The 11205-nt window shown below is 37.9% G+C and carries 14 protein-coding genes; 10 read left to right on the forward strand and 4 right to left on the reverse strand.

Annotation, left to right across the window (positions count from 1 at the left end; translation table 11 throughout):
* Positions 1–320, forward strand: a 320-nt coding sequence (locus BLP52_RS12120; protein WP_091710756.1) for a transposase, incomplete at its 5' end; no start/stop codon positions are given.
* On the opposite strand, the gene BLP52_RS12125 is transcribed toward BLP52_RS12120, so the two are convergent.
* Positions 256–1701, reverse strand: coding sequence for a PAS domain-containing protein (locus tag BLP52_RS12125; RefSeq protein WP_091710757.1), 1446 nt, complete (start codon positions 1699–1701; stop codon positions 256–258). The genes BLP52_RS12120 and BLP52_RS12125 overlap by 65 nt on opposite strands.
* Before the next feature lie 27 nt (positions 1702–1728).
* On the reverse strand, positions 1729–2637 hold the full coding sequence (locus BLP52_RS12130) for a hypothetical protein (protein WP_154717874.1): 909 nt from the start codon (positions 2635–2637) through the stop codon (positions 1729–1731).
* Between the two features lie 122 nt (positions 2638–2759).
* Between BLP52_RS12130 and ala the strand changes: the two genes are divergently transcribed.
* From ala to BLP52_RS12145, 3 genes are all read left to right on the forward strand, one after another.
* Positions 2760–3740, forward strand: coding sequence for an alanine dehydrogenase (ala, locus tag BLP52_RS12135; protein WP_091710856.1), 981 nt, complete (start codon positions 2760–2762; stop codon positions 3738–3740).
* An 836-nt stretch (positions 3741–4576) separates the two neighbouring features.
* The gene (locus tag BLP52_RS12140; RefSeq protein ID WP_091710759.1) at positions 4577–5464 is read left to right on the forward strand and encodes a zinc-dependent metalloprotease; all 888 of its coding nucleotides are present in this window, start codon (positions 4577–4579) and stop codon (positions 5462–5464) included.
* Positions 5465–5623: 159 nt separating this feature from the next.
* Positions 5624–5971, forward strand: a complete 348-nt coding sequence (locus BLP52_RS12145) for a hypothetical protein (RefSeq protein WP_091710760.1) — start codon at positions 5624–5626, stop codon at positions 5969–5971.
* Positions 5972–6081: 110 nt separating this feature from the next.
* Here the strand turns inward: BLP52_RS12145 and BLP52_RS12150 are convergent, their stop codons facing one another.
* A complete protein-coding gene (locus BLP52_RS12150) occupies positions 6082–6399 on the reverse strand; it encodes a hypothetical protein (RefSeq protein WP_091710761.1) in 318 nt (105 codons plus the stop codon).
* A 157-nt stretch (positions 6400–6556) separates the two neighbouring features.
* Between BLP52_RS12150 and BLP52_RS12155 the strand changes: the two genes are divergently transcribed.
* The 4 genes from BLP52_RS12155 to BLP52_RS12170 all read left to right on the forward strand — a co-directional run bounded on the left by BLP52_RS12155 (position 6557) and on the right by BLP52_RS12170 (position 8550).
* On the forward strand, positions 6557–7204 hold the full coding sequence (locus BLP52_RS12155) for a hypothetical protein (protein WP_091710857.1): 648 nt from the start codon (positions 6557–6559) through the stop codon (positions 7202–7204).
* 172 nt (positions 7205–7376) lie between these two features.
* Positions 7377–7880 (forward strand): PepSY domain-containing protein, encoded by a 504-nt coding sequence (locus BLP52_RS12160; RefSeq protein ID WP_091710762.1) that lies wholly within the window; start codon positions 7377–7379, stop codon positions 7878–7880.
* Between the two features lie 107 nt (positions 7881–7987).
* Positions 7988–8200, forward strand: coding sequence for a hypothetical protein (locus BLP52_RS12165; protein WP_091710763.1), 213 nt, complete (start codon positions 7988–7990; stop codon positions 8198–8200).
* A 56-nt stretch (positions 8201–8256) separates the two neighbouring features.
* Positions 8257–8550 (forward strand): ArsR/SmtB family transcription factor, encoded by a 294-nt coding sequence (locus tag BLP52_RS12170; RefSeq protein ID WP_091710764.1) that lies wholly within the window; start codon positions 8257–8259, stop codon positions 8548–8550.
* A gap of 1 nt (position 8551) precedes the next feature.
* Here the strand turns inward: BLP52_RS12170 and BLP52_RS12175 are convergent, their stop codons facing one another.
* A complete protein-coding gene (locus tag BLP52_RS12175) occupies positions 8552–9256 on the reverse strand; it encodes a class I SAM-dependent methyltransferase (RefSeq protein ID WP_394328638.1) in 705 nt (234 codons plus the stop codon).
* Between the two features lie 117 nt (positions 9257–9373).
* On the opposite strand from BLP52_RS12175, the gene BLP52_RS12180 reads away from it, so the two are divergent.
* Both BLP52_RS12180 and BLP52_RS12185 read left to right on the forward strand, forming a co-directional pair.
* The gene (locus BLP52_RS12180; protein ID WP_091710765.1) at positions 9374–10039 is read left to right on the forward strand and encodes a flavodoxin family protein; all 666 of its coding nucleotides are present in this window, start codon (positions 9374–9376) and stop codon (positions 10037–10039) included.
* 44 nt (positions 10040–10083) lie between these two features.
* Positions 10084–10887 (forward strand): DUF169 domain-containing protein, encoded by an 804-nt coding sequence (locus BLP52_RS12185; protein WP_091710766.1) that lies wholly within the window; start codon positions 10084–10086, stop codon positions 10885–10887.
* The last annotated feature ends 318 nt before the right edge of the window (positions 10888–11205 follow it).

Here is an 11205-nt window from a genome sequence, read left to right on the forward strand (position 1 = left end):
CAAGAACCAGACCATTGGAAGTGCTTGCGGATTCTGCTTATGATGAGATACAAATCAGGAAATATCTGAGACGCAGAGCGATCAAAAGTAATATTCCTGTTAATATCAGGAATAGGAAATATCCTAAAAGAGGAAGACCTACAAGACTTGAATATGAGTCATATCGGAAAAGAGGGACAATTGAACGATTCTTTGCATGGTTGAAAATGGGATTCAGGAAAATAGCAAGTCGATATGAAAGGCTTAATGTTGTTTTCAAAGGACTACTGGATATTGCATGTTTTCTACTATGCTGGAAAAAGTTTCAAGAGGCGTTTTGAGATAGGTTCTTTCATTAATCTCACCAGCTACCTGGCTCATCAGTACGTCTGCAAACCCAATAACAGAATTAAGAGGTGTGCGCAGCTCGTGACTTATATTGGCAAGAAACTCGGTCTTTGTTCTGTTTGCAGCTTCCGCATGGATCTTTGACTGAATTATTTCCTCTTCTGCTTTTTTCCTTTCCGTAATATCTGTGCACATTGTAAGAATACGATTATCCGGTATTACCAGGGCTTCGATTACAAGATAAAGTTGATTTCCATTCTTGTTTTCCACTGCAAACTCACCAGTAAATCTACCATTAAGTTTCAGTTGCTTGAAATCATTTTCATAATGGATCTTTTCATTTTTAGGGAACAATTCATAGAAATGCATATTAAGTATATTTTTTCTGGAATATCCTGTAATTCTACAAGCTACAGGATTCACATCTATGCATTTTCCTTCAAAATCAAGAATAAAAATAGGTTGAGGTGAGGCATTTACATATGTCCTGTACTTTTCCTCGCTTTCCTGCAACGCTTTTTGTGCTATTCTTTCCCTGTGAATGTCGACAGCCATCTCGAATCTGACCATGCGTCCGTCAGGCCATTCAATAGCTTTGTCGATGCAGCGATACCAGCGTTTATTTTTACTATTCTGTGTTTCCCAGACATGGGCTTTTCCAGTATTTTCTCCGAAAATCAAATGATTTGTACAGAATGAGCATGGAAAATCAATTCCCTGAAGGGCTTTGTAGCATTTTTCACCTACAATATCGTCTCCCATATCTTTTTTAATTGCCCGGTTAGCAAAAAGAAGTTCGTAGGTAGCAGGGTCAGCAACGTATGCTGGGTCATCGAATGCTTCTATTACTGAAAGAAGCTGTTCATGCGCTCTGGCAAGGTCCTCCTCTTCTTTTCTTTGAAGAGTAATGTCCCTGCTTATTCCCATAGTGCCAATGAATTCATTTTTTTCAGTATAAAGAGGTGCCTTATAAGTTTCAAAGAACCTTTTTATTCCATCAGGAAAAGTAACCCACTCTTCATTTCGATTGGGTTGTTTTTCCATGATGACTTTTTTATCAATTATTCGAACTGAATCAGCATCATCTTTGCTGAGGAAATCGTAATCTGTTTTGCCGATAATATCTTCTATTTTCATTCCGAATGATTTTGCCAATTCAGAGTTACAAAGAAGATATTTTCCATTTTCATCTTTCCAATAGACAAGTTCAGGTACTGATTTTAATAGTCCTTCAAGCAAGACATTTTTCCGGGTCAATTCCTCTTCTTTATCTTTTTTAAAGGTATCAAAGGATAACTCTAACTCATTAACCAGTTTCTTAAGATCTTGATTCTCTTTCTCAAGTTTTCCATCCGATAATTCATCCGTTGTCATAGTAATTCCGGGAATAAAATTTATAGCCTATTTCTTTATGAAATCGATTATTTCGATGACAAGTTCCATTGTTTCTTCAATTTTAAGAGCCTGAATGTTTTCTCTTTTAGGGATAGCTCCGAAGCTATGAGATTCCGGTTTTTTCTTAGGTTCCATCGGAATAATAAGTTCTATCAAATAATCGATAGCTTCAGGGTTTATATCGAAGTCCTGTTTTTTTTCAGAGAGCGCTTTTAGCAATTCTTCTGTACCCCTGAAATCTTTTTTCAGATAATCGTAGTAAAGTGACCTGTGGCCTTCACTTGGAAGGGGAAAATTACTTCTGATGAGGTCTACCAGAAGGCTATTTATGAGTCTTTTTGATAATTCAAGACTTGCCATGTAAAATCCCTGTTTAAAACAGGTGTTTATTTCTGTGCGGATAGAATTGTAATGCTCATCAAAAAAATCAAGATCTATCAATTTATTCTGTCTTATAATTGATGATGAGTCCACTCTATGTATCGGGTTAATTTTGACAAAACTTTCCATGTCGAAAGTAAAATCGCTAGTTCTTGCAACGGATGCCTGTAAAATGGATATCTGCTCATTCACTCTTTTAGAGATTATAGTATCTGTATAGTTTTTTGGTCTGTCCTTAAAATAGATTCCATGGATATAGTCCTGTACAGTATATGTGTATTCATTCATTCCTGAACGTTTGTTAGTATGATACAGACTTTCAAATCTGGTAGCCTTGTCCGGCACCATACTACGAATAAGCGGAAGGCATTTGTTATACCATTTTACATATTCCGAAGTGAAGATATTACGATTTTTCTGGTATTCATACTCGTTATTAGCAGACATCTCTTCAAGCAGTTCCAGCAGCCTTTCTCCTGTATTCAAAAGACCAGAGATATCTTTTCTTGACATGTCGATCGAGTTCTGTCCCATCACATAATATATTACATTTCTTATAATATATAATATATATTCACTAAAAAAAGAATGAACAGAGTTTTATTCTATCATACCAACATATTTCATATATTTTGAATAGAAGGAGTGTTGTGGAAATGGATGTTCTTTGGCTTGACCAGTCTGATGTCAGAAGTGTTATAGATATGCCTCTTACCCTGTCTGCTGTGGAGAATGGTTTCAGGGAGCATGGCCTTAAAAAAGTGCAGATGCCTCCGAAATCCTATCTTTATTTTGAGAAGCACAATGGTGATCTGCGTACCATGCCATCGTTTATGGAAGAAAAGGACATTGCAGGTGTCAAAATTGTCAACGTTCACCCTGATAACCGTGAAAAAGGTCTTCCAACGGTGATGGCTGTGATAGTTCTCAATTCCACAGAAACCGGTGCTCCTCTTGCGATCATGGACGGTACGCATGTAACTGATATGAGAACCGGTGCTGCAGGCGGAGTTGCTGCAAAATATCTTGCACGCAAAGATTCACATGTGGTCGGAATGGTTGGCACAGGAGGCCAGGCCAGAACTCAACTGCTGGCATTGTCAGAAGTTATGGATGTAGAGGAAGTTAAGATCACCTGCAGGAATATTGCTCACTGTGAGTCCTTTGAAAAGGATATGAAAAAAGTGGTCAATTGTGACTTTACTCGAAAGGAAAGTATTAAGGATGTATGTAACTGTGATGTCCTTGTAACGACCACTCCTGTGAGAGAACCGGTTGTGAAGGCCGAATGGATCCATGAAGGCACACATATCAATGCCATAGGTGCTGACGCCATGGGTAAGCAGGAACTTGAATCCTCAATTATGAAAAAAGCAAGGATAATTGTTGACGATATTGTCCAGGCATCCCATTCAGGAGAGGTGAATGTACCGCTGTCTCAGGGAATTATCTCTGAATCAGATATCCATGCCGAACTTGGTGAAGTGGTCGCAGGAGTAAAAAAAGGTCGTCTTTCTGATGAGGATATTACTATATTTGATTCAACGGGGCTTGCAGTGCAGGATCTTGTGACTGCAAATATTGCTTATACAAAAGCTGTGGAGCTGGGTATCGGGAAAAAGATGAAGTTGTTCTGATCACTGTTGATTGGAAAACGATATTTTCTATTTTTTATTGAACTCATATCAAAACTATAAATGCTATTTCACAGGATTTTATTGTGGAAATACTAGTGGAATTCAGAGAACTCTCTGATGAGTAATGGAAGCTTATTCGACTGCATTTACCACCATAACCAATAAATGAGAGAAAGAGAGCTGATGACCATAAGGTCATCAATGGTATTCTCTTAATTCTAATAACTAGATGGAGATGGGGGAGATATGCCAACTAGTTATGCTTCTCTCCAGTCATTGACTTGAAAAAGTTTAAAAGATAGTCAAAAGTAGGAGTATGGAGTGAGATAATAGAATACCTAAAGGATTGTCACTTATCAGAAAGGTAAGTTTTCTATGGATATTGTTTGTGTTGATAGTGTTTCATGGAAATTAAAAATGGGAGAGAATTCCTAATGCAATGCATACAAAAAAGAAGGGACAATAGAACTATTCTTTGCATGGTTGAAAAAGGTATTCAGGAAAATAGCAAGCAGATACTAGAAGGCTAAATATGGTTTTCAGAGGACTGCCGGACATTACATGTTTTTTACTGTATTGGTATAAATTTCAAAAAGAGTTTTGAAATTGGTTCGAGTAATAGTTGGTTAATTCAGTAACAGTTTGATAATATGGCCATAAGTTTTATTATAAATTGTGTAAATCTTTTTTTGCTGTATTATAAATACAGTGGGGTTGTTGTCGACTGACAAATCCATAAAAAACCTTCTCTGTATGAAAATCTATAAAGTTATGGGTTTTTGTCAAAGAGGTATGGGGTACTAAGGTTTTTGTCAAAGAGGTATGGGGTACTAAATATGAATACAAAGAAAACAACTTTAAGCACACTGCTTGTTATTATGCTTGTTTTGGGCACTGTATTAATTCCAGCAGTAAGCGCAAAAAACACAAGTAAAGAAAAGAACCAAGAATCCAATATAATATTGGATAAAGACGAAATTGATATAAGTAAACTTTCAACAGATGAAATTCGTGAACTAGCGAAAACAAATGAAAGTGTGAGAAAACTTGTTGAAGAGGATATGAAAATTCAACTTGTCAACATCGAAAGCTTTGAAGATATAAGCTGTCTTCCTGATAACTATCCTGAAGACCTCAAAAACCAATCCATAACTCAAATGAAATCAGATCAACTGGCAAATTCTGATATTTCAACAAGAAGCACAATTAATGTTTATGTATGGATTGTCGCAGACGAAGAATACAGGAGTTATTTTGGTGACGACTGGCAAAGCAAAGCATACAACACAATCGAAGGCGCAGACGATGCATTCTATAGTAATCATGACATTAACTTCATAGTTCAGAAATACTCTGAATGGGATAGTTCATATACAACTGATACATTAGAATTAATGGCAGAAGCACAAAGCGAAATGGGTTGGGATTCTAATCAACAGGGTTGTGATATGATGGCCATTTTCACAAACCAATATATCGATCATTGGGGTCGTGCAGAATCTATCAATTACTATGGAGGCGACGCATGGATAATGAAACATCAAGGAACTGCCTCAACAGATTGGCATCTAGCACAGCATGAAGCTTCTCATAACTATGGTTGTCCAGACCATGGATATGTCACTAGCCCAACTTGCATAATGACCTATACGTACATGTTCTTAACAGATGACTGGTGCAGTACTTGTGATAGTACTATCGAAACAAACAGAAACCACCTTTAAAACCTTTTTGATGTAGAACCCTCTACATCATATTTTTATAAAGTATTGCCAATAATTATGTATCATAATAAATAAAAGAACAAACATTTTGTAAATTCCATCAAAAAAAACATGTATGATGTTTAAACATATTTCCTTTTTATATGTGAGGGTAACAAAATGACAAACAGAAATTTAAAAATCATTATAATCGGGATTATAGTCGTTATTTTATTATTGTTTGTTTTTCTGGCAATACACAATTCAAACCCTGGTCTTTCAATTAAAGCAAAACAACTCTCGGAAGAACCAAGTTCTTTCTTAGAATTAACGCCTGATGAACTAAATACCTACCCCTATATACAAAAAGCGATATCCTCGCCAGGAGAAGAAATTAAAGTACCAATAAAAGATCAAGAAGCCATTAATAGAGTCGAGAATTTTGGCTCCCTCTTAGAAGACAATAATACTCATTTTATCAAAGTTAATGATAAATATTATACTCTTTATGTTGGGTGGGCAACTTAGTCACTATATTTAAATCATATATTGGAAAGATATAGATTCTCATGTTTTCCTGTCAAAACAATGCATAAATTTAAAACTATAAAAAACATTGAATATGATGGTAAATATTCTTATACTTTTTCATACGTGTCTCCTGTAGAAAGGTTCTCGATCTTATAAGCTATCATTACTTTTCCATTGATACCTATATTTCCTCCATATTCCATTGAACCGGCAATACGGAGTCTGTCATTTCTCACCACAGGGCAGATGCCATAATATAATACAACAAGCCTGTGCGCATCATGTTCAACTGAAAAGATGCTCACATATTTGTTTTTAAGCCATCCAAATACTATTATTATCGGAATCCCCCAAAAATATGATATTCTATAGATTATATTAGAGTCTGTGACTGCATAGGCTTCTATTGGTTCGTCTTCATTCATAATTTTTCATCTACGGAGTTTACTTTTTATCAGAAGATGTATGTAAATCATCATTTATAAAATAATTTATTGATTATGCTAATTATTTACATTTATCTTTTTTTTGTGTTTCTTTCAGATTTTCTGATGCATGAAATACTTATACAAAAAACAAACTATGATTATTGTGGAAGAACCTGAAGAAGATAATGAAGAGGATTTCGAAACTGAAAACTTCTCAGAACTTATTAAATATACACTTCCCGGATATGTTGTGGGTTTGATTGCAGGGGTACTTCTGGATGTATATGGTTACCAGCGAAGTCCTGTAGGACAATGGCTGGTAAGGACCCTGGCAGGTGAAGGAGAAAGTATATTCGAGGGAATCTATTCCATACGCCAACATTTCAAACCCAGCAGTCAGACAATGGCAGAAGCTTATGGATGGGGTAAACTTTTTGGTATTGCTGTTCCCTGGGTAATTGATCTTGGAAGCCGGCTTGCAGGGGTTGATGTCTACGGCATTGAAGGATTCTACATACCTTATTTCTATGCTCTCAGTGATCAGATAGGAGCTAACATATCAGGCATGTTTTTCTTGAAAAGAAAGGAAGGTTCATGGAATGAAGCTTTTAACAGATACATTCATCATCCGGTTATGCTTGCAAGTCTTGGTGTTATATTAATTGTCCCGATAGGTCTTTTAAGTGCACGTTTTCTCGGATTCAGTCCTACTACACAGACTTTTACAGCTCTGGAAACAATCACAGCTAACCTCTGCTGGATCCCACCTCTTGTAGGTTGGTATATAGAACGGCAAAAATAATACATTTTCATGCTTTTTTGTAATCTAATTAACCTCTTTTTCCATAACTGCTAAAAACAGGTATAAATTTGCAGTTAAACATAATCTTTATATACTCATCTATCATACATATGTAGCATCAAGGCTACATATGCAGGATGATATATTTCTGCAATTCATGAAGGTGTAAAAAATGAGAAAAACTACAACAATACTCCTTGCTGGAATGCTCATTGCAGCAATTGCAGGGATTGGAATGGCAAGTGCAGCAACAGATGAGAACGGTGACACTACTTTCTTCGGGCAGATGTATGGATGGGCAGGACAATGTGTCGGATATGCTAACGGATATATGAACGGTTATGGATATGCTGACTGTCCGGTATACGGAGCATATGCAACTGACGGGGAAGCAGTTGATATTGCAGTAGGCAATGTCAATGATGCTATTGCGATCGCAGAAGATACAACAGGACAGGCAATATCAGAATCCGATGTCTACCAGATGGGCAGATGGTGGGTATTTTCCTATACTGAAAATGATACTGTCAAGCAGGGCCGTATCGATGCGTATACCGGTGATGTCATAGAAGATTTCTATGCAGGTTCCACATATCAGGGTCAGTACTATCAGGGCGGACGTGGAATGCGTGGGAGCAGCTATGGTGGATACGGTGGCTGTGGTTATAGATACTGATTCTTGCCTGTCGATTCAATAAACGAGTGTGGAAGGCCAAAAAGTAGTAATACTTTTCTTTCCATATACTCTTTGTTAATAATATAATTTTTAAAGGTGAAAATTAAATGATGGGCAGCAGCATGTATGGTTACGGAATATGGGGTCTTCTTTTGAACATACTGATCATCATTGCCATTGTATGGGTGGTGGTTGCAGTTCTCAATAAATCCGATTCCGGAAGTTCTGATAATAATGATCGTCTGGCAAGGGTTGAAAAAGATGTGGAAGACGTAAAGAAGATGGTTCAGGACATTAAAGAAAAACTTGATGAGATCTAGGTCTATTATCTATTCTCTAATTCAACATTACAGAACTAAGTACAGCAGGTTCTCAAATGGCAAAAACACTTCAGCAAATAATAACTATCGGAGAGGCGATTTCTCATCCGGTCAGGTTAAAACTCCTGTATCTGCTCTCGGAGAGAGAGAGATACATATATGATCTGGCGAAGGATCTTGAAATTTCCCGTCAGGTTGTCCAGCTGCATCTGAAAAGACTGGAAAAGGCCGGGTTTGTTGAAAGTGATCTGAGACTTGAGGATAACGACAACCGCGCCAAGAAGTTCTACAAGCTGAAAGAATTCGATGTTGATATCTGCCTCAAAGACCTGAATGAAATATTTGCTTGATTTAAGGTCTTGATTTTATCAATCTGAAAACATCTTTCAGGGCCATATTTTTAACATCAACAACATTAAGACCTGCTTTTTTCACATTCTCTACAGTTTCTCTGTTGATATTCACACCTGTCATTGCAACAGTAAGCGGATTGAGCAGGTCTTCAATGAAAGCAATAGTCCTGTTATCACTTTTCATGTGCTCCAGATTGATGACCATTCCATCAGGTTTGCATACACGTTTCATTTCTTTTAATGCAGAAACAGGATCTGGTATCGAGCACAGGACAAAGGTAGTGATCACATAATCAAAGCTGTCATCCTCAAATCCCAGTTTTTCAGCATCCATCTGGAACAAGGAGATGTTATCCTTATGAGTAGCTTTTTCCTTTGCATGGGAAAGCATCATGTCACTGATGTCAACACCAACAATTTCGCATTCATCCGAATAATAGGGTATATTTTTCCCGGTTCCAATACCTACATCTAGCACTCTTCCAGACAATCCGGATAAAATATCTTTTCTCCATTTACTGAACCATATGTATTCCATAGGAATTTCCATGATATCAAAAACATAGGATACACGGTTGTACTTGGAGATAATTGACATATAATTTTCTTTGATGTTATTACTTAAACAATCTATGCTTGCTTTGTTTCTGATGTTCTGGCATATGAAACCATACTGATCTTTAAGGTGTCTGCTTTCATGCAAACATTCAAATGCTATTTCTGCTGCATTTAATGTAATGAAAGTTTCAGGAAACTTCCAGTTTTGTTAACTTCCCTGCAGAACCGAGTCAGTTGTCTGTTGAGATACGTGAGGAATATTATGAAGATAATCGGTATACAATCAAGCCCAAGAGGCAGGAACAGTAATACTTTGAAATTGTTGAATGCAGCCCTTGAAGGAGCAGCTGCGGCAGGAGCAGATACTGAGATTATCGATGTTGCAAAGCTGAATATCAAATACTGCATAGCATGTGACGCCTGTCATAAGAGCGGTATCTGCCCTATAAAAGATGATTATAATGCTGTAATGGGAAAACTGCTTGAAGCAGACGGGATAATCTGCAGCAGTCCTAATTACATTACAAACGTAACGGCACAACTTAAAACACTATTTGACAGAAGTCCTCTTGTTATTCATGAACAGCTTTTTGAAGAAAAGTATGGCTTTTCTTTGACTACTGCAGGCAGCCTGAATGTGGATTTTGTGCTTGACATCATGAATGCGTTCCTGAAAAGCTGTGGTGCCATTGTCACCGGAGGTGTTGGTTGTGCCATGGTACAGGGTCCTGATGAACTGAAAGCTGCTGTAAGCAGATCGCATGAGATGGGCATGGACCTTGTGGAGGCCATCCGGGAAAAAAGACAGTATCCTGAACAGGAAGCAGAACACAGAGCCTGGAGAGAAGGATTCAAAAATGTAATAATGGCAAACAGGGAAAAATGGCCTCATAATGTGGAACACTGGACGGAAAGAGGCTGGCTGTAAGATAATATTTACTCAGGGAATATTTGCTCAGAGGAGCGGGTTTTATGTATAAAGATGCCATGTTGAGTGTTCGGGAACTTGGAAACTGGCTTGTGGAGGCAGGAAGATTGAAACTCCGGCCGTTGTGTGTGTATGGTACGGATGAGATTCCGCAGGGAGCCATACCTTCATACAAAATAGATCGCTGTATACCGAAGGTCGCCTATACTGCATCACTGATTGAAAAAACGCCTCCTGTATATATAGAGGCGGGTCATAAGCAGTGTTGTGGCGGTGGGCTGGTCTGGATGGGGTTTGCTGAGCCACATCCGAAACTGAAGTATTTCGTAACTGTGGGCACACCGGACTTCCATGGCGGTGCTGCCGAACATCTGAAGGCAACAGCGGAACTATTCGATGAGCAGAAACAGCGTGCCGGAAAGATTACTCCTCCCGGCAGGTACATCGTCCTGGCTCCGTACACCGATAACATACCATCAGATGCTGTAAGGTCGGTAATACTCTTTGCAGGTGCCGAACAGATAAGAAATCTATGCGGCCTGGCACAGTTTCGCAGTTCAGATCCCTTTTTCAGAACACTGGTTCCAGCTGGTTCCACTTGTGCTATGATGATAACTTTCCCGGCGGGAATGGCAGAAAATGCGCCGAAGGATTCAGCTTATGTAGGTTCTACTGACCCCACGGGTAATCTATGGCTTCCGCATGATCTGATGATCATGGGTATTCCGGCATCTGTAGCCTGGCAAATGGCTGCGGATAAAGATGATTCTTTCATAGGCAAAAGGAATAAATTGACATATCCTGATAAACGTATTGAAGTCAATATGAAGGATATAGAACATGTTTGAAAATATATGAATGCTGTAAAGGCTTTATAGAAAACGCTTGCTATTTCACTATTTTGTATATTTATTAATATTCGTTATTTTCTTTGTCAGATAGTTAGGTTAGTGCATTATCTTTCATCTGGACTTGATTTTTATTTTTTGTTGGAGTAATAATGTCATTCAAAACCGGATATTTTTTATACCATTATGTTTGTTTGAACATAACGCATGAAGTGCGGAAAGTCAGGCACACAATGCTATGAATGTAAAAAGGGTACGATATTTCTGACATTGCTTTACTTCTGGCCGTGACATCGTGCATATGCATGTAACCGGCAG

This window comes from Methanolobus vulcani, assembly GCF_900100715.1.
In the GTDB taxonomy this organism is placed as follows: Archaea; Halobacteriota; Methanosarcinia; order Methanosarcinales; family Methanosarcinaceae; genus Methanolobus; species Methanolobus vulcani.